15 protein-coding genes are annotated in these 19,317 nt (G+C 69.4%); 1 reads left to right on the top strand and 14 read right to left on the bottom strand.

All coding sequences use genetic code 11. The features are described from left to right. Positions 1–128: 128 nt before the first annotated feature. Genes E8A74_RS15210 through E8A74_RS15180 form a run of 7 tightly spaced genes read right to left on the bottom strand, consistent with a single transcriptional unit; the run spans position 129 to position 9,396 of the window. Entirely contained in the window at positions 129–1,850 is a 1,722-nt protein-coding gene (locus E8A74_RS15210; protein ID WP_136929719.1) for a class II glutamine amidotransferase, read from the bottom strand. A 36-nt stretch (positions 1,851–1,886) separates the two neighbouring features. Further along, positions 1,887–3,437, bottom strand: a complete 1,551-nt coding sequence (locus E8A74_RS15205) for a tetratricopeptide repeat protein (RefSeq protein ID WP_136929718.1) — start codon at positions 3,435–3,437, stop codon at positions 1,887–1,889. After that, on the bottom strand, positions 3,434–4,750 hold the full coding sequence (locus E8A74_RS15200) for a hypothetical protein (RefSeq protein ID WP_136929717.1): 1,317 nt from the start codon (positions 4,748–4,750) through the stop codon (positions 3,434–3,436). The genes E8A74_RS15205 and E8A74_RS15200 overlap by 4 nt, the downstream gene beginning before the upstream one ends. Before the next feature lie 51 nt (positions 4,751–4,801). Then, on the bottom strand, positions 4,802–5,770 hold the full coding sequence (locus tag E8A74_RS15195; protein ID WP_136929716.1) for an alpha-E domain-containing protein: 969 nt from the start codon (positions 5,768–5,770) through the stop codon (positions 4,802–4,804). Then, entirely contained in the window at positions 5,767–7,260 is a 1,494-nt protein-coding gene (locus E8A74_RS15190; RefSeq protein ID WP_136929715.1) for a circularly permuted type 2 ATP-grasp protein, read from the bottom strand. The genes E8A74_RS15195 and E8A74_RS15190 overlap by 4 nt, the downstream gene beginning before the upstream one ends. A gap of 44 nt (positions 7,261–7,304) precedes the next feature. After that, positions 7,305–7,895: a malonic semialdehyde reductase gene (locus tag E8A74_RS15185; RefSeq protein WP_136929714.1), complete on the bottom strand. Its 591-nt coding sequence runs from the start codon at positions 7,893–7,895 to the stop codon at positions 7,305–7,307. 28 nt (positions 7,896–7,923) lie between these two features. Next, positions 7,924–9,396, bottom strand: coding sequence for a protein kinase domain-containing protein (locus E8A74_RS15180; protein ID WP_136929713.1), 1,473 nt, complete (start codon positions 9,394–9,396; stop codon positions 7,924–7,926). Positions 9,397–9,458: 62 nt separating this feature from the next. Here E8A74_RS15180 and E8A74_RS15175 point away from each other — a divergent pair, with 62 nt between their 5' ends. Beyond that, positions 9,459–10,010 carry a CAP domain-containing protein gene (locus tag E8A74_RS15175; protein ID WP_170229142.1) on the top strand — a complete coding sequence of 184 codons (552 nt, stop codon included), beginning with the start codon at positions 9,459–9,461 and terminating at the stop codon, positions 10,008–10,010. A 10-nt stretch (positions 10,011–10,020) separates the two neighbouring features. On the opposite strand, the gene E8A74_RS15170 is transcribed toward E8A74_RS15175, so the two are convergent. From E8A74_RS15170 to E8A74_RS15140, 7 genes are all read right to left on the bottom strand, one after another. Further along, entirely contained in the window at positions 10,021–11,580 is a 1,560-nt protein-coding gene (locus E8A74_RS15170; protein ID WP_136929711.1) for a 3,4-dehydroadipyl-CoA semialdehyde dehydrogenase, read from the bottom strand. Positions 11,581–11,722: 142 nt separating this feature from the next. Next, positions 11,723–12,772, bottom strand: a complete 1,050-nt coding sequence (locus E8A74_RS15165) for a hypothetical protein (RefSeq protein ID WP_136929710.1) — start codon at positions 12,770–12,772, stop codon at positions 11,723–11,725. Between the two features lie 140 nt (positions 12,773–12,912). Continuing rightward, a complete protein-coding gene (locus tag E8A74_RS15160; protein WP_136929709.1) occupies positions 12,913–14,334 on the bottom strand; it encodes a TolC family protein in 1,422 nt (473 codons plus the stop codon). Positions 14,335–14,395: 61 nt separating this feature from the next. After that, positions 14,396–15,073: a tetratricopeptide repeat protein gene (locus E8A74_RS15155; RefSeq protein WP_170229141.1), complete on the bottom strand. Its 678-nt coding sequence runs from the start codon at positions 15,071–15,073 to the stop codon at positions 14,396–14,398. A 266-nt stretch (positions 15,074–15,339) separates the two neighbouring features. Beyond that, positions 15,340–17,610: a DEAD/DEAH box helicase gene (locus tag E8A74_RS15150; RefSeq protein ID WP_136929707.1), complete on the bottom strand. Its 2,271-nt coding sequence runs from the start codon at positions 17,608–17,610 to the stop codon at positions 15,340–15,342. 18 nt (positions 17,611–17,628) lie between these two features. Continuing rightward, a complete protein-coding gene (locus tag E8A74_RS15145) occupies positions 17,629–18,096 on the bottom strand; it encodes a hypothetical protein (protein ID WP_136929706.1) in 468 nt (155 codons plus the stop codon). A 43-nt stretch (positions 18,097–18,139) separates the two neighbouring features. Then, the gene (locus tag E8A74_RS15140) at positions 18,140–19,156 is read right to left on the bottom strand and encodes a tetratricopeptide repeat protein (RefSeq protein WP_136929705.1); all 1,017 of its coding nucleotides are present in this window, start codon (positions 19,154–19,156) and stop codon (positions 18,140–18,142) included. Between the last annotated feature and the right edge of the window lie 161 nt (positions 19,157–19,317).

The raw sequence follows: 19,317 nt of genomic DNA, 5'->3' as shown, positions 1-19,317 counted from the left end.
GTCGGCCTGTTTGAAAAACTGCGCACCGCGCAGTTTTTCAACCCTGGGTCCAGCCCCTGGCTGGTCCGGGGTCGAGGGGGCGGACAGCCCCCCGCGGGGACCGGGGCAGCGCCCCGGCGCCACGGCCATCAGCCGATGGGGGTGACGTGGACGGCGACGTCGAGGGTTTCGCGGACGCCGCTTGTGTAGATGGTGCCGGAGGTGGGGGTGGCGTCGACGTAGCTGCGGCCGACGGCGAGGCGGACGTGATCGGTTTGTGTGACGACGCCGCTCGTGGGGTCGAAGCCTTTCCAGCCGACTTCGGGCAGGTAGACCTGCACCCAGGCGTGGGAGGCTTCGGCCATGCTGTGGTTTGGGTGCTTGGGGCCTGTGTAGAGGTAGCCGCAGACGTAGCGCGCGGGGACGCTGAGGAGACGGGCGAGACAGATGAAGAGGTTTGCGAAGTCCTGACAGACGCCGGTGCGCCGCGTGTAGACCTCGTAGGGGGTCGTCGAGAGGCTCGTGGAGCCTTTTTGGTAGAGGTAGTCGCGGTAGATCGTTTGGTTCAGGTCGAGCAGCGTGTCGACGAGATCGTAGTCGTTGCGCTCGACGAAGGTCATTGCGTAGCGGGCGAGGACTTCGAGCTGGCTCTCGGGGAGCTCGGGCGGCAAGAGGTAGGGCTGCAGCACTTGGCGCTGCCAGGGCATCCATACGAGTGGGATGGTGCTGCGGGCGTGGAAGGGGCGGAGGCCGAAGGGCTCGGTGTCGAGCAGGCTCACTTCGGAGCGCGCTTCGATCACGAGCTCGGTGTAGCTCTGCTCGATCACGACTTTGCGCGCGTGGTTGCCGAAGACGTCGTCGTAGTCGCGCTGCTTGCCGTCGACGGAGAGCGTGATGGTGGAGGCGTGGAGAGTCTGTAGGCGATCGTGGATCGGCGTCAGGCGGAGCAGGTGGGAGCTGCGCTCGACGGGCTTGTCGTAGTGGTAGGCGGTGCGGTGGACGATCGACAGGTGTCGGGGCTCGGCGGGCGCGGGGCGCTGGAGATCTCGGCCGGCGGCGCGCTGCACGGTGGCGGCGCCGGGAGGCATGTCGACGATGATGGCGCCTTGCCGCACGACGAGGAGGTGCCCGGGGGACATCGCCTTCCAGGTGGCGCCGAGGCCTTCGAGCGGGTTCGAGGCGACGAGGATGCCTTTCTGCGCTTCGACGCCGCGACGGCTGAAATCGAGGAGGAGGTCGGCGTCTTCGAGGATGAGCTTTTGGTAGGGCGGGCGGATGGTGCCGAGGTGGAGGTGCCCTTCGCCGTGGGCGTCGGCGTAGGCGAGGAGATCACGGCCGTCGGTGAGGACGGAGCTCATGTTGCCGTGGGCGCCTAGGCGTTCGAAGAAGGCGCGGACGGCGGCGGGATCGGCGTCGCCGATGCTGCGCCAGCCGTTCTGCGCGAAGACGGCGAGCAGTTCGCAGAAGATGAGCTCGCTGTCGGTGGAGCCGGTGGGTTCGAAGAGACTTTTGGTGCTCGAACGTTCGAGGCGGTGGCGGAGGCTGCCGCTGTGGGAGAAGAGCCAGTCGCGGCCGGCGTAGCTGCGGGAGAAGGGCTGGGTGTTGGCGTCGCTGATCGCGCCCCACGTGGCGGTGCGGATGTGGAGGACGAAGAGGGAGGCTTCGAGGTGTTCCCAGGCTTTGACGAGCTCGCTGCGGATGGAGCCGTGGGGCGGGGCGGGCTCCTTGAGGACGGAGGCGCTGGGCTCGCCGCCGGGGTAGTAGCCGAGGCCCCAGCCGTCGGGGGGACGCTTCGAGCCCGGGTGGAGGCATCGCAGGTCGAAACAAGGCGCGAGCTCGCCCTCGAACGACATGGCGAGGAGGTTCGGCATCGGGGGGAGTGTACTGCGGAAGTGGAGGGGCGGGAGTCAGGTGGGGGAGGGCGGGGTCTGGAGGGCGTCGATGTCGCGGAGGATGGAGCGGGCTTCTTCGGCTTGCGCGGAGCCGATGGCTTCGAGGGTGTCGACGGCGGCCTGCACGAGGCGGCGGCCTTCGGTGAAGTGTCCTGCGGCAACTTCGATCTGACCGAGCACGAGCCGGGATGTACTCAGCCCCGCAACATCCCCAATGGCTTTGCGGATTGCGATCGATTCCCGGAGCAGGTTCCGGGCCTCGTCGTTCCTACCAAACCCCGATTCCAGGACAGCACGCAGATGCAACGAAGCCGCGCGTTTCCCGACATCACCGATCTCTTCGTGCAACGCGCTCGACTCTTCGAGAAGCTTCAGCGCATCGTCGAGCTCGCCCCGGTCACACGCGATCATCGCTAGTTGATGAAGCGACGCTGCGCATCCCACGCGATCACCAATCTCCCGGTTCGTCGCGAGGGATCCCAGGAGCAGCGTCCGAGCCTCTTCGTTGCGCCCTTCATCCATCTCCAGGATGGCAAGCTGATGCTGTGACGCAGCAAGCCCGGCGCGGTCACCAAGTTGCTCCAAGAGCATCTGCGCCTGAGCGAGCAGGCCACGTGCTTCGTCAAGCCGTCCTTGACGCTCCGCGATGCTCGCGAGTCGATTCAGGGAGGCCGGGATACGGTCATACCTATCGCTGGTCGCTTTGACCGCGATGGACCTCTCGAGAAAACTACGGGCTTCCTCGTATCGCCCTTGGTTCTCCGCGATCGTGGCGAGGTGATGTAAGACTGCGGCCACTCCGAAAGAATCATCCGTGGCTTCGTACGCCTTGCGAGCCCGCTCGAAGATGGCTCGCGCCTGCTCGAAGCGGCCCTTTGCCAAAAGCAGGTTCGCTTCGAACAGCATCCGGTCTGGATCCACCGACTGTGCGTTCGGATGCCGCAGATCATACTGCGCGAGGAAATCTGCTGCTTCGTCCAGATAGCCGAAATTGATGGCCTCCGCCGCCTTGGCGAGTAACTCGTCCACCGCTTCCGTGTCCATGGGTAGCGGCGCTGCAACCGCATACCGAGCATCGATCGCCGCAAGCTCCAACCGCAGCGGCTCGGGCTTCTCCTCCCACATCCACGCCCCGGCAAAATCCGCGAAGTCGGGCGCCTTCCGCTCCATCACCTGCGCAACGGTCGGATGCACGATGAAGAGCCACGGCAGCGGAAATCCCCGCGCGAGCTCGTCCCGCTCCACGTTGAGCTGCGCGACGATCCGCTCCTCTGCCTCGGCCTCCTCCAGCCCGTGAAGGATCAGCGACGTCGTGCCCTGTTCCGGCGCCGTCGCTTCCCGAAGCACGTCCCACAGCTTCCGCTTGTCGGGGCCGATCTCGCGCAGATCGATCACCGCGACGCCCGGCACGTTCGCCTTGGCCCACGCGATCAGCGCGTCCCGCTTCCACGGCGTCGTGATCTGCACGATCGCCAGGTCGAACCCGTGCCCCACGCCCCACGCGAAGAACCGGCGGAGCACGAGGCCGTCGTCCTCGCCGAGCAGGGCCTCGGGCTCGAACGTCACCGGCGCCGCTCCCGCATCAGCTCGTCCACGAGCGGGTGCACGTCGTACCAGCCTTCGCCGTTGTACTTGAACGCGAGGCGATGGAAGAGGACCGCGAGCGACTTGTCGTCGTCGCCGACCTCCTTGGTCTCCGCGATGTGCCCGAGCGCCTCCCACCAGCCGTTCACGTTGATCTGATCCCGGAGCCGCTGCTTGCGCCGCGCGATCGCCTTCTCCACGTCGCGCTCGGCGATCTTCTCTCCACCCAGCCGGGCAAATCTCGCCGTCCACGAGACGAGATCCAGGAGCTCGCGGATCCCGCCGCCGCTCGCCGCGATCAGCCGATCCCGGACCTCCTTGTCCGGCATCACCACGTCGAGGTCGATCCGCTTCGCGAGGACCTGTTCGAGCAGGTCACGTCCTTTGCCGTCGAACTCGTCGTAGCGCTGGTCGCGCCGACGCAGCCGGACCGTGAACATGTCGTAACAGGCGTAGCTCGCGTCGAGCTGGGCGGAGCGCGGTTGAAGCAAGAGGCTGATCGGCGGCGTGAGGATCAAGTTGCAGCGAAGGCTCCGGATCCGATCCGCGCCGACGACGAGCAGCTCGTCGATGACCGAGGGCTCGTACCGGTCGAGGTTGTCGATCATCAGGAGAAGCGCGCGGCCGCCGAGCTCTTGTTGTGCGGCTTCGAGGAAGTCGTTCACGTTCTGGATCAACGTGCCGGGGAACTTCTTCAGGACCTGCTTCACCTCGGTGCGGTACTCGCTCTCGTACCTCATGAGCGCCTTGGCCTGCGCGAACATGCTGCCGAGGAACGGGATCTCGAACTTGCCCTCGATGCCAGCCGCGACGTTCGCGTCGTAGCCTTGTGCCCACTTCGTCGAGCGAATCGCGTCCGCGAACCACTGCTCGACACGCCGGAGCAGCTCCGCAGGCAGGCTCTTTCCGATCCGACGCATCTCCTTCTCGACCGCGAGCGCGATGTTGAGGAGCAGATCCTCCGATTCGATGCGGATCGGATCCATCTCGACCGTCGCCTCGATGTAGAGCGGGTGGTACGCCTCCCCGACGAGGCCCGCGATGCGCCGGAGCTCCGTGCTCTTGCCCGCGCCGCGGTGGCTCACGAACGCCGCGTGGATGATCTGCTCGCTCTGGCGCGCCTGCAGATCCTGCACGAGCGTCTCCGCCGCCGCGTCCCCACGCCCCTCCGAGAGGTCCTGCCACCGAGGATCCCCACTCGGGAGGGGATCATCCTGGTCGCAGTTGTGAACGACGTCGCTCAGCGTACGGGCAGGCGCGAGCGCTCGTGGCGTTGCGGAGACGAGGGTCGACATGGCTCTCGGCCGCGCAGGGTAGCATGGCCGATGCCGTCGCCCGCCCCCGCGTCAAGCGGCGGTTCCGCCCCCGTAGCCGAGCAGCTCGCGGCCGATCTCCTCGCAGATGCCGGCCGTCTCCGAGACCACGTACGTCGCGAGGTCGTGGATCGGCAAGATCGTCTCGGGGGTCCGCGACGAGAGCCACGCGTCGAGCGCGGCGAGGCGGGCGAGGGAGCGCTCGCCGGGCAGATCGTTCGCGCCGGCCGGGCGGATCGAGAGGAGCCGGGCGTGGGCCTCGGCGACGGCGTGCCGGACGGAGCGGGGGAAGAGCGGTTCGAGGATCAGGAACGCAGCGACAGCGGGGCCCGTGACGCGGCCCTGGTGCCGCTTCATGAAGGGCTCCTTGCCGGAACACGAGCGCAGGATCGAGAGCCAGACGCCAGTCTCGACGACGACGTCGAGGCGCGTCTCGTCTTTGCGCAGCGCGTGGTGGTGCACGTCGACGATGCGGGCCGAGTGGCCGGCGCGTTCGAGGAGCAGGCCGAGCGAGACGAAGTCGAGCGGGTCGTCGTGGAGCATCGTGCTCTGCAAGAGGCCCCGGCAGAGCTCGATGGCGCGGCGGATGGTCCGGTAGAATGCGTAGCGGTTCGAGGCGTACTCCTCGCGCGCGGCGGGGCTCTGCGACCAGAGGTAGAGCTCGTTCAGCGTCTCCCAGACTTCGAGGCTCACGACCTCGCGGATCGAGCGGGCGTTGTCGCGGGCCGCGGCGATCGAGCGGACGAGCGAGACGTAGTTCTGCGGGTTCCAGGTCATGTAGCTCTGGACGAGCTCACTGTCGCCCGCCGCGGCCTCGCCGTGCTTGGCGAAAAAGGCCTCACGCTCGCCGGAGACGATGACGACGGGCAACCAGCACTGCCGGGGGCCGAGCTCGGCGTCGAGCGAGAGGTGCAGCGTGACGTGCAGGACACGCGCGGTGCAGTCGACACGTTCGAGGTAACGACCGAGCCAGAAGCAGTGGTCGGCGACGCGGGCGATCATCGATCGGTCCTCCCCGGATCTGTTCCTTTGAGCACCCACGTATCTTTGGAGCCGCCGCCCTGGCTCGAATTGACGACGTACGATCCAGGCACGAGCGCGACGCGCGAGAGGCCGCCAGGCAAGACCCACGGGCCCGCAGGCGAGGTGAGGACGTAGGGGCGGAGGTCGACGCGGCGCGGGACGAGCGCGTTCGTGGCGCCGTTCCAGGTGGGGCAGGTGCTCAATTCGAGGCGCTCCTGCGCGACGAAGCGGCGCGGCTCGGCCTCGATGCGGCGGCGGAAGGCGTCGCGCTCGGCGGCCGAGGCCGTGGGGCCCATGAGCATGCCGTAGCCGCCCGCCTCGTCGACCGATTTGACCACCAACCGATCGAGGTGGTCCTTGACGTACCGGAGATCCTCGTCGCGGGCGCAGACGAAGGTGTGGACCTGGGCGAGGATCGGCTCCTCGGCGAGGTAGAAGCGGATCATCTGGGGGACGAAGGCGTAGACGGCCTTGTCGTCGGCGACGCCGTTGCCGAGGGCGTTCGCGAGCGCGACGTGGCCCTTCGCGTAGGCGCGGACGAGGCCACGCACGCCGAGCAAGCTGTCCGGGCGGAAGGCCTCGGGGTCGAGGAAGGCGTCGTCGATGCGCCGGTAGATGACGTGCACGCGGCGCGGTCCGCGCGTGGTGCGGAGGAAGACGCGGTCGTCGTCGACGTAGAGGTCCGCAGGCTCGACGAGCTCGAGGCCCATCGTGCGGGCGAGGAAGCTGTGCTCGAAGTACGCGGAGTTGTACGGGCCGGGCGTGAGCACGACGGCGTAGGTGTCGTCGTGCGGGGCAGGTGAGACCGAGCGGAGAACCTCGGAGAGGCGCGCGGGGTAGTGCTCGACCGGATGCACGCGGGCCTCTTCGAAGACCTTCGGCAAGACGCGCTTCGAGACGATGCGGTTTTCGAGGACGTACGAGACGCCGGAGGGCGTGCGGAGGTTGTCTTCGAGGACGCGGAAGACGCCGTCGGGGCCGCGCACGAGGTCGATGCCCGCGACGTGGATGCGCACGCCGCCCAGGGGGCGCAGGCCCCGGAGCATGGGCAGGTGGTGCTTGGCGCCGAGGACGAGGTCGCGGAGGAGCGGGTCCTCCGCGAGGATGCGCTGCTCGCCGTAGACGTCGTCGAGGAACATGCCGAGCGCGCGGACGCGCTGCTCGAGGCCCCGCTCGACGTGGGAAAAATCTTCCGCGGAGACGAGGCGCGGGACCAAGCAAAAGGGGAAGATCTTCTCGGTGCCGCGCGAGTCCGCGTAGACGGAGAAGGTCACGCCCTGGTTGAGCAGGGCGCGCTCGGCGAGGGCCTGCCAACGCGTGATCGCGTCGGGCGAGGCGGAGGCGAGGGGCGTGAGCGCGCGTCGGAAGGGGAGGCGCAGGGGCCCGCCCGGTTCGACGAGCTCGTCATACGTGCCGGGCGCGCTCGGATACCCGGAGAAGAGGCTCGACGGAAGCGGTTCTTCAGCCACTTCCTCCAGTCTATCCAGGAAGAACGCAGCGCGTAAAGAACGCGTCAGAGAATCGTGCAGGCCTCGTCGAATGTGAACCGAGGGTTCCGCGGGAAGAGTTTTGCGCTGTCGCCGTAGCCGAGGTTCACGAGGAAGTTCGAGGCGTAACGGCCGTCAGGGAAAAACTCCCGGTCGAGTTTGTCGTTGTCGAAGCCGGACATGGGGCCCACGTCGAGGCCGAGCGCGCGCGCGGCCAGCATGAAGTAGGCGCCCTGGAGCGTGCCGTTGCGGAACGCGGTCTTCTCGGCGTGGGCCTCGTTGCCCACGAACCACGCGCGCGCGTCGGTGTGCGGGAAGAGCTTGGGCAGTTCGTCGTAGAAGCGGCGATCGGTGGCGATGATCGCCGTCACCGGCGCCGTGCGGGTCTTCTCCTGGTTGCCCGCCGAGACGACGCCGAGGAGCCGCGCCTTCGCCTCCGCGCTCTTCACGAAGACGACGCGCATCGGCGAGCAGTTCGCGCTCGTCGGGGCCATCTTCGCGAGGTCGTAGATCTCGCGCAGCACGTCGTCCTCGACCGGGCGCTCGATCCACCCGTTGTGGGTGCGCGCGTTGCGGAAGAGTTGATCGAGCGCTTCATCGTCGAGCCGATTCGCCATGGGAGCCGTCACCTCGGGAGCGAGTGATTCACTGCGTCAGAAAAAACACGACGGCGCCCACCGTGATCCCCACGAGGACCGCGATCGGGACGAGGAGCCAGAAGCTCGTGCCGCCCTTCTTCTTGCGCGACGCCGCGCGAGGTTTGTCGGTGGCGAGCGCCGCTCCGGGCTTGCGCGCCTTGTCGTCGGCGACGACCTTCACGACGGACGGCGGCTTCGGAGACGAGGGCTTTTTCGCGCCCGGCGGAGGTTCGCGGCCCGTGGCGAGCGTGTCCGTGACCGAGGGCGCCGCGGGGATCGTGGGCGAGGAGCCGAGGACGGGCTCGGCGTCAGCCGGGCCGCGGATGATGACGCCGTCCTTCAAGAGCCTGCCGCCCTCGGGATCGGTGTCGTGCTCCGCGTCGGCCGAGGCGAGGGGCTTGAGCCCCTTGCGCTTGATCGTGAGCTCCTCGGAGGGGAGCGTCGATTGCTCGGGGATCGTGGCGTGCGCGACGCGGACCGACTCGACCGGGACCTCGGCGATGTTGCGGCGCGAGGGCGGCGGAGGCGCGTCGTCACGCGAGGTGCCGCCGAGCCGATGCGGCGTGGCGCGTAGCTCCGGGAGGATCTTTTCCAGCGCGGCCTTGAGCTCGACGGCGCTCTGCTGGCGCTGCGCGGGCCACTTTTCGAGGGCGGTCAGGATGACGGCCTCGAGCCCCTTGTGCATGAAGGGCGTGGCGTGGCTCGGCCGGGGCGGCGGCTGGCGGATGTGCTTGAGGGCGATGTCGATGATGGAGTCGCCGCTGAAGGGGATCTGGCCGGTGACGAGCTGGTAGAGGAGGACGCCGCACGCGTAGATGTCGCTGCGCGGGTCGACGGCCTCGCCGCGGCACTGCTCGGGCGACATGTACTCGGGCGTGCCGACGATGACGCCGACGGTGGTGATCGCCGAGCTCGGCGCAGCGCTGACGGGCCCGGCGTCGCCGCCTTCGCCCTCCTTCGGTTCCTTGTCGAGGATCTTCGCGATGCCGAAGTCGAGGACCTTGATGCGCTCGCGGCCGGCAGCGTCGGGCTGGCCGAGGATCATGATGTTCTCGGGCTTGAGGTCGCGGTGCACGACGCCCTGCTCGTGCGCAGCCGTGAGCACGTCGCAGACCTCCATCAAGATCCGCGCGGCCCTCGCCTCGGCCAGGCGCCGCTCGACCGAGAGGATCTCGAAGAGATCCCGGCCCTGGAGCAGCTCCATCGCGATGTACGCGACGTTCCCGTCGACACCGTAGTCGATGATCTGGACGGTGTTTCTGTGGTTGAGGCGCGAGGCGGCCTTGGCCTCGCGGCGGAAGCGCTTGGCGAAGGTGGTGTCGCGCGCGAGCTCCGGGTGCATGACCTTGACCGCGACCTCGCGCGGGTCGGCATCCTGCACGCCGCGGTACACGGTCGCCATCGCACCCTCCCCGAGGAACGCGGTGATCCGGAACCGACCTGCCAGGGTGCTTCCAATGAGGGCCGCGGCGGTGCTCATACGAACGGGAACATCCGGCAGCCTAACGCGATAAGATGTGTTGCATGGTGAAAATGTGCCGCTTGGCTTCGTCTCGCGGGTCCGTTTGGCCCATCCTCTCGGTCGTCGCCGCGCTCGGCCTCGCCCCCTGGGCCCTGGGTTGCACGACAGTCGAGTACGCCGACAGCGTGAGCCAGGCGAATCCGCTGGACGCCGTCGAGAGTGATCTCATCGGTCGGCTGAACGACATGCGCACGCAAGCCGGCGTGCCCGTGTTGAAGGTCTGCGCGACGCTGAACCAGTCCGCGTCCTCGCACAGCGACGACATGCGGGACAAGGGTTACCTCAAAGACATCGGGCCGGACGGCTCCACGGCGGTGTCGCGCGCGTGCGACGCCGGGTTTTCCGCGGCGTGCGAGGGGAGCGTGGGGATGGCCGAGCTCCTGGCGAAGGGGTTCGCCGGGGCCGCGCAGACGCTGGAGCAATGGGCCATGGATGAGGGGACGAAGCCGGTCCTCGTGAACGGGGATTTTCTGACGGTCGGCGTGGGTCGATCGATGGGCGGGGAGTCGGCGATCTGGACGCTCGATCTCGCAGCCGCAGTCGATCCGAGCTGCGACGCCGCGGCGCCGTAGGCGACGCCGCTCAGCTCTTCAGATCGAGCGCAGCTTCGAGGATCGGCCGCGCGCCCTGGATCGCCGCGCGGTGCGAGTAGAAGGCGAGGCCACGGCGTCCGCCGAGCTCCTCGCCGCCGCCCGCGCGGCCAGGGCCGCCGTGCACGCTCTGCGGGAGGACCGTGCCCGGGCCAGGCGTCTGGTCGGCGATCTTCTCGCTGCCGAAGTAAAGGCGGCCGTGGTACGGCGACAAACCGAAGATCATGTCGGTGACGAACGCGCGATCGTCGCTGTACACGGAGCCGACGAGCATGCCGCCGCCGCGGCGAACGAGGTCCGTCGCGCGGGCCGAGGAGCCGTCGTAGGGGACGATCGTGGCGCAGGGGCCGAAGACCTCGTGCTGGTGGACGTCGCGCGCCGCATCGGGATCCTTGCAGTGGAGCAGGGTGGGCGGGACGAAGTAGCCCTTGCCATCCTGGGCGCCGACGCGCTCGAACGCGCCGTCGCCGAGGACGATCGAGGCCTCGGCCGAGAGCTTCTGGATGCCGGCGCGAATGTCGCGGAGCTGCGCCGCCGTCGCGAGCGGGCCGACGGTGACACCATCGAGCGCAGGGTCGCCGACCTTGATGTCGCGCAACAAGCTGACGAGCTCGTCCTTGATCTCGGCCTCGATCGCAGAAGGGACGAGGATGCGGCGGATGGCGGTGCACTTCTGCCCGGCCTTCTGCGTGATGTCGCGGCTGACCTCGCGGAGGAACATGCGGTACGTGTCGGAGCCGGAGGCGACGTCGGGCCCGAGGACGGCCGTGTTGAGGCTGTCGGCCTCGATGTTGAGGCGCACCGAGCCGTGCACGACGGCCGGCATGGCGCGGAGGCGCGCGCCAGTGTCGGCCGAGCCGGTGAAGGCGAGGACGTCCTGGCCGCCGAGGTGATCGAGCATGTCGCCGGGCGCGCCCGCGATGAAGGAGAAGGCGCCCGCAGGGAGAATGTTCGCCTCGACGAAGAGGCGCGCGATCCGATACGCGAGCAAGGCCGTGCTCGTCGCAGGCTTGGAGACGACGGGCATGCCGGCGAGCAGGGCACAAGCGGCCTTCTCAGCGAGGCCCCACGCCGGGAAGTTGAAGGCGTTGATGTGCACCGCGACGCCCGCGCGGGGGACGAGGACGTGGTAGCCGAAGAAACGAGGGCTCCGGCCGAGCTTCTCGCCCTCGCCGTCGACGAGGAAACGAGCGTCGCCGAGCTGCTTGCCGAGCTCGGCGTAATACGCGAGCGTGCCGGAGGCGCCGTCGATGTCGAACTTCGCGTCGCTGCGGGTGTTGCCACCGTTCTGGATGGCGACCTCGATCAAGGCGTCGCGGTGCGCGTGGATGGCGCGGGACAAAGCGAGGAGCAGCTCGCCGCGCTGCGCGAACGAGAGGGCGCGGAGCGCAGGGCCGCCGACGTCGCGGGCATGGGCGAGCGCGCGCGCGAAGTCGACGCCCTCCGTGCTGGCCTCGGCGATCGGCTGCTCGGTCGTCGGATTGACGAGCACAGCCGCCTTGCCGGAGCCGTGAACCCAGTCACCTGACACATAACTAGCGAGTCGTTCCATCGGTCCGCGCTCTATACCGCGGACATGGGCTCCACGGAACCCGAGAGCGCCGCCATCGAGCCAGCAGCCCTACGCTGGGGGAGCGCGCCGCCTGAGCCGCGCGGGTAGGGTAGGGCGCCGGCCCGAGCCGGCCCCCTCTTGATCAATCCTGGAAATCGGGGTCGTCGCAGGCGGCCTGGCGGAGGGCGCGCTTCGTGACGGTCTTGCTCGAGGATTGGCCCTTCTTCGTCTTGATCTCGACGCTCTCGGGCGTGTCCTGGAACCAGAACTCGATCGTGGTGGGCAGCTCCCAGATGTTCTTCGTCGGGTCGAGGGTCTTGAAGCGGTCGTTGTTGCCGAGCCCGACGTTGATGGTCTTGTACTCGTCCGTCTGGACGATGAAGCAGGTCTTCGAGTCAGCCGCGCGGCCAGGCGCGTAGACGTAGCCGTTCGTGCCCGACTTGAACTCGAAGGTGAAGCTCTCCAGGACCTTGCCGCTCGCGTCCTTCGCTTCGAGCTTGTGCGCGCCGCTCGCCACGTTTTTCGTGACGACGACCGCCGCATTCTCCTTGGCCGCGTTCTTCAGGTCCTTGGCGATCGCCTCCCCGTCGAGCGTGACGGTCACGCCGTCCTTGCCCGTGACGTTGACGATGCGGACCGACGGGTGCGTGTGGCCGTACCAGACGAACGCGCCGCCGCCGACGAGGCCGAGGACGATCACGGCGCCCATGACCACGATCTTCAGAATGTTGAAGCCGCCGCCCGCCGCTGGCAGTTGCGGCATGGGCGCGCCCATCGGAACGCCCATCGGCGGCGCGCCCATCGGTGCGCCCATCGGCGGCGCGCCCATCGGCATGCCGGGCTGCGGGCCGTACCCCATCCCCGGCTGCGGGCCGTACCCCTGCTGCGGCTCTCCGCCCATCGGAGGCCCACCCATCCCCGGCTGCGGGCCGTATCCGCCCGGCTGCGGCGGGCCATACCCTGCCTGCGGCTGCTGCGGCGGCGCGCCGTAGCCCCCTTGCTGCGGCGGGCCATACCCCGCCTGCGGCTGCTGCAGCGGCGCGTCGTAGCCCCCTTGCTGCGGCGGGCCATACCCCGCCTGCGGCTGCTGCGGCGGGCCGTAGCCTCCCTGCTGGGGATACGAGCCTTGCGGCGGATAGCCAGGCGGACCTCCCGGGGGATAGCCCCCACCCGGAGGCGGCATGTTGGCCATGGCGGATTCTCCTTCAATACGAGCCGTCGTCGCGCCGCGTCACGCGCAGCGCGCACCCCCACTGCGAGCGTGCGCGGCGATGATAGGAGGGATCCGAAGCGGCTGTCTCGGGCGAAAGAGGAAAACCGCGGCGCGCCCGCTCAGCCGTCGCAAACGGCCGCCGCGAGCAGAGCGGCGATCTTCGCGCGGACGAGTTCGAACTCACGCTGCGCCAGATCGAGCTCCGCCTGGCGGAGGCGCTGCGCGGCGTCGATGAGCTCGAAGCTCGTCGCCGTGCCCGCCTCGAACGCGACCTGCGAGAGGCGCGCCGTTTCCTTCGCGAGATCCCGCGTCCGCTCCGCGAGCGCGCGCGTCTGGTCGGCGACCTCGACACCACGGTAGGTCTGCTGCGCGTCGAGGCGCGCCTGGCGCTCGGCGGCCTCGAGCCGCGCCTTCTGCAGCTCGACGGACGCACGCGCAGCGCTGACCTCGCCGGAGCGGCTCGCGTCGAAGATGGGGATCGTGAGGAGCGCGCGCGCGGTCCAGATGTAGTTGCCGCCGATGAACTGGGGCTGGCTCGTGACGTTGAGGGTCGTGGAGGCGTCCAGCGTCGGCAGGTATCCGCGCCTCGCTTCCCCGACCTGACGCTCGGCCACCTCGAGTTGCTTCTTCGCAGCCACCACGTCCGGGCGCTCCTCGGGTTTGCCCGCGTGGCACGTGCCCCGCACGCTCTGCTCGATGTCGTTGAGCGAGATGTTCGGAGGGACGCCGTAAGGGACGTTGTCGCCGAGCGCGAGGCCGAGCGACTCGCGCGTGCGCCGGATCTGCTCGTTGCTCTGGAGGAGCTGGTTGCGCACGAGCGTGAGGTCCTGCTCGGCGCGCACCACGTCGAGCTGCGTGCCCGTCCCGAGCCGCGCACGGCGACGCGTGAGCTCGAGCCGCTCGAGCGCCGTCTTCAGCGCAGCGCGGTTGATCTCGCTCTGGTTCTCCGCCGCCACGACCTGCACGATGACGCTCGCGAGGTTCGCGAGCAGCGTGCGACGACGATCCGACTCTGTCTGCTTCGCAGCCTCGATGTTGACCTTGGCGGTGCCGGCGGCGTACCAGAGGCGCGGCTGGATCAGCGGCACCGTCGCCGTGGCGCCGATGCTCGCCGAGAGCGTCGCGGCGAAGGGCGTGTTGAGGTCGCCCTGGGGCCGCGGAAGGATGATCGTCTGCGCCTGACCTTGCCCATCGATGCGGGGCAGGTAACGCCCCCGCGCTTGCTCCGCGAGCGCCTCGGCGCGCGCCACCTCGGCCTCGGCGATACGAAGATCCGGCGCGCGCGTCTCGATGAGGGTCATCGCATCGCGCCAGTTGCCGAGCGTCTTGGGGGCAGGCGGGACCGGCGCGAGGGCCGGATCCGCGACATCGATCGCCGGCGGCGTCGCAGGAGGCGGCGCGGGCTGCGCGGGCGCATCGGCGGGGCGCTCTCCTTGCGGCCGGGGCTCCGGCTGCTGAGCCGCGAGCGGCGTGGAGACGAGCAAGCCAAACGAGAGGAGCGACGTGGCGAGCGAGGCTCGCACCCGACGAGGACGGAGCATGACCGCATCGATGTAGCACCACGCGGGCGACGACAAGCCGGAAGCTTGCTCGACGTCGCAGTTAGTCGCGCGCAGAAGGCCGCTGGCGGGCCCGCTGTTTCTTCGGTTTGCCGCGCCGCTCACGCCCCGAGGCTTCCACGGTCTCCGGCGCGCCGGCGTCGAGCCAGCGCCAGAGCGCCATCTGATCGGCCGTGGCCCCACGCCGGATGGCGCGCTTGAGCACACGCTTGGCGAGAACGAGCTTGCCGGAGCGCGCGAGGGCGTGCGCGTAACTCGCCGCGATGTCCGCCTCCTCGGGCTGCGCCTCGCTGGCCTTCGCGAGCAAGGGGAGCGCGTCGTGCGGGCGGCCCAAGGCCACGTCGTACAGGTGGCCGAGGTTGTGCGCGTACCAGGGGTTGTTCGGCGAGAGCGCGAGGGCCCGCTCGTAGGCGCGCGCCGCATACCGGAAGTTTCGCAAGAGCGATTGCGCGAGGCCCATGACAGCCCACGCGCCGTCATCCCGGCCGTCGTGCGCGAGGACCTTGCGGGCGAAGAGCGCCGCGCGCCAAGGGTCGTGCTCGACGCCGAGCTCGGCGAGCTGCCGATGCGCCGCGACCCAAGGCTCGCTGCCCGGCTCGGCAATGCGGGTGATGCGCGCGAGCAGAGGGAGGATGTCTTCGACGCCGAGGCCCACGGCGATCGCGCCGTCGACCTCTCGCCGGAGCCGCCCGACCTCGTCCTCCCATCCGCGCCGCGCCATATCCAAGGGGATACGACCTTCGCGCGCGAACCGCCAGCAGGGGTTTTGGAGAGCAAGACGCCGGAGGTGATCCGGCGTCCCGCGTGTCATTCAAGGGCGGAGATCACCGCGATTTCGGCTCAGAGGGTGTTCCGCAGCGCATCGCCGGGGTTTCACCCCGGCCCCGACCAGGGGCTCTTCGCCCCTGGACCCGAACCAGGGCGCAGCCCTGGACCTTTCGTGCATCGACCGCGATGCGGTCGATGCAAAAAAGCTTGAATACCCTCTCAGGGCTCGACAGCGCCCGCAGCGTCCGCGTCGATTTCGCCGCCCGCGCCGCTGCGCTCCCGCGCCGGCTCGGCCATCACGGTGCGACCGGCAAGCGTCGCTCCCGACAAGCCGGTCACCGCACGCGTGAGCTCGCTGCGCCGGACGCTGACGAACGCGTTGCGCTCGCGGACGCGGATCCGCTTGACATCGGCCTTGTCGAGGCCGATCTGGTCGAGCAAGAGCGCCTGGAGGTCGGCCGCGCGGACGCCGTCGCGGCGACCCACGCTGACGAAGACCTCGGCGTAGTCCCCGGACGAACCCTCCTGCGCGCGACCCGGATCCGTATCGTCCGGACCCACTTCGCGCGTGACCTCCCGCGCGACGTCCCGCGGGCCCGAGAGCGCCGCGTCGCCGAGGATCGGCTCGTCGTCGCCCTCTTCCTCCGGCGGCTGCCAGCTCGTGAAGTCGGCGTGACGGACCGGCACAGCCGCGCGCGCCTTCGGCGGCGGCAAAGGATCGGCCGCGCTGACGGGCGTCGGCGCGACCTCGTCCCCGCCACGCGCGCGGATCGGCCGCGGCATCTCGGGCCGACCTTCACGACGACTCCGCGAACGACGACCCGACTCCCGCGGCTCGCGCTCCTCGCCGGCCGCGCGCGGTTCGCGCTCCTCCCGACGCGGACGCTCCTCGCGCTCCTCACGGCGCGGTCGCTCCTCGCCGGCCACGCGCGGCTCGCGCTCCTCGCGGCGCTTCTCCTCGCGTGGTTCACGTGGCTCGCGCTCCTCGCGGCGCGGCCTCTCTTCACGCGGCTCGCGCGCAGGCTTCGTCTCGGCCTTCGCCGGGGCAGGTGCCGCCTCGACGCGCTTCGGCGCAGGACCAGCGCGTCGCGCGGCCGCCGCTTCGTCCTTGGCCGTGGGCCGCGCGCCCAGGTGATCCCGCAAGAGACCCGCGAGGATCCGCTCGGATGCGTCGTGCGAGAGGATGCGCCGCGCGAGGGAGAGATCGTCCGGGTGCGTACCTTTCGGTGCGAACGCCTCGACGAGCATGTTGACGATGTCGGCCTCGGCGCGCGTCTTGAGCTCGCCCTCGGTCGGGATCTGCCGCTCGATCGGGCGGATCTTGTACGTCAGCCGCATGAGGTAGAGGCCGCCGATGTCTTGCGGCGCGATCAGGGAGATCGCGGTGCCCGTGCGGCCCGCGCGCCCGGTGCGGCCCGTGCGGTGGACGTACGCCTCGGCGTCCTGCGGGAAGTCGTAGTTGATGACGTGCGTGAGCAGCGAGATGTCGATCCCGCGCGCAGCCACGTCCGTCGCGACGAGGAACCGGAGCCGACCTTCGCGCGTCGCGCTCATGACCTTCTCGCGATCGGACTGCGGCAGATCGCCGTTGAGCCAGTCCGCGTCGAAGCCCTGACGCTGCAGCGCGTTCGCCACGCGCTCGGTCTCGTCGCGCGTGTTGCAGAAGACGACCGCGCTCTCCGGGTTCTCGACCTCGATCACGCGGATGAGCGCGCCGAGCTTGTCGCCCGCGACCATGTACACGAAGTGATCGATGGAGAGCGCGCCGACGTGGTCACCCGAGAGCGTGACGAACTCGGGGTTCTTGAGCTTGCTCTTCGCCATCCGCTCGATGTCGGGCGGCAAGGTGGCCGAGAAGAGGAGCGTCTGGCGGTTCTCGGGCAAACGCTCGAGGATCGCGCTGAGCTCACGCTCGAAGCCCATCGAGAGCATCTCGTCGCACTCGTCCAGCACGAGCAGGCGGAGGTTCTTCGGATCGAGCGTGCCGCGGCGCAGGTGATCGAGCACGCGGCCGGGCGTGCCCACGATGACCTGCGCGCCCGCGGCGATCGCGTCGATCTGGCGCGGCATCGGCGCGCCGCCGTACACGGGCACGACGCGCACGCCCTTGCGCTTGCCGAGCCGCTCGATCTCGGCCGTCACCTGCAGCGCGAGCTCGCGCGTGGGGCAGAGCGCCAAGACTTGCACGTGCGCGGCCGAGCGCTTGACGAGGTGATCGACGATCGGCAGCCCGAAGGCCGCCGTCTTGCCGGTGCCCGTGCGCGCTTGCACGACGGCGTCGCGCCCGCGCGTCGCGGGCTCCCACACGGCGACCTGCACCGGCGTGGGGTTCACGTAGCCGATCTCGGCCAGCGTCTCGCGCAGCTCGGCCGAGAGGGGCAAGACGTCGAAGGTCGGCGCGGTCGCGGCCGCCTGGCCGGCCGCTGTGGGATCACTCGTGCGAGCCTCGGAGGCGTTCGCGCCCTGGGAGGTGGGATTCTGGTCTGTCATTCGTCGCCGCTCTGGATATCAGGGGCCTTTGGGGGGTGCGCCGGCTTGGGCGAGATCGGTGTTCACGATCTCCTGCACCTGGCGCCGCAGCGGGGCCAGGTCCGAAGCCTCCCGCCGCGCTGCATGTTCCTCCGCATAGCGGAGCCGCTCGATGGCGTCGAGAGCGCCCTCGTCCTTCGCCGACCCCTTGCAGGTGGTCGCGACGCCGTCGAAGTACTGCCACTCGGGCTCGAGCGCCGCCCGGAAACGCGCGATCGCCCCGTCTTCGCCGTCCGTTCCGGGGGCCGCCGCCCGCGCCCGATCGACGGACCCGACGAGGGCCCGGAGCCCCTCATGGCAACCGCCGTACGGGGAAGGGGGGTGGTCCGTGAAGAACACCTGGACGGAGATCTGGATGGTGCCCGCGAGGCAGGTGGCGCCGATGATGCCGTAATAAATCGCTCCCGCGACCGAGCGGCCACGCCTTCGGGCGGATACGGGCCTCACAGGCCTCTCGGGGGCGGCACACATGGCGAACGATCCCCGCGCGTCAGTTGAGCTCGCTCTCGGGGCGTTCGGCCTGCTCGGCCTCGAGGAACGTCGCGGTGATCTCGCGTTCGAGCGCCAAGCTGATCTCCCGCTCGATGCCCTCGACGCTGCCCGCGAGCCGGGCGACGTTGATGGCATACACGAAGATCCGCGCACAAGGCGCATCCGCGCGGCCGCCGCGGGAGAGATCGTCGGAGAGGAGCCCATCGAGCAGGACGAGCGCCCGCGGATCGACGCCCTCGGCGACGAGCTCCATGCCGGGGACGTCGGAGACGTACACATCGGCGGCGTCGACGTACCGGCGCAGGACCGGATTCAGCCCGGCGATCGCCTTCTGCGCGAGCCCGGCAAACGCCTCACGGCCGGGCGCCCACGGAGGCAGCCCCATCTCGATGTCGAGCTCGCGCGCATGCAAAAACGCCTGCGTCGCGCCGCGCATGTCACCACGCTCGTCGCGTACGAGCCCGAGGTAGTAGTACGCCTCGACGTGCCGCGGATCCTTCATCGCCGCCTCTTCCACGAGCCGCGCGGCCCGCTCCGTCTGCCCGATCTCGTAAAGCGCGCGCCCGACGAGGAAGGTGTGATTCGGGTTGTCGTAAGGCCCGCTCGGGATCCGCTCGACGACCCGCGCCGCCTCGTCCGTATCCCCCTTCGCGAGCAGGGCATCGAACTTGAGGAGGAGCGCGTCGATGATCTCCTCGTCGACCTCGGCGAGATCGAGCGCCTGGTCGCACATCTCGATCGCCTGGTCGTACTCCCCGAGCGGGTGAATGTAGACCTCGGCGGCGTTGAGCATCGCCTCCAGGTACGTGTCGTCGAGGGCGATGGCCTGCCGGTAGTTCTCGATCGCCTCCTCGCCGTCCCCTTCGAGGGCCGCGACGTACCCGAGGAGGTTGTGCGCCTCAGGAGAGTTGGGATCGAGCTCCAGCGCTCGGCGCGCCGAAGCCTCGGCGCCGCGGGTATCCCCACGCTGTACGAGATCCCACCCGCGATCGAGGTGGGCCGAGAACTGGTCCATGACGGCCTCAACAACTGTTCGACACTCCGCCCCAAGTCAAGTTGTTAAGGAGGGTGTGGGCTCGATGGCCCACACCCTCCGGCCCTCAACTCCGCTTCGCTTCGTTCGGGCCTACCCGGCGGGGGGGCTGCTGGCTCGGCAGAATACGTCCAGGTGGACCG

Origin of the sequence: Polyangium fumosum (assembly GCF_005144585.1) — a bacterium.
Lineage (GTDB): Bacteria > Myxococcota_A > Polyangia > Polyangiales > Polyangiaceae > Polyangium > Polyangium fumosum.
The sequence above is the reverse complement of the archived record's forward strand: the minus strand, read 5'-3'. Positions and strand labels throughout refer to the sequence as shown.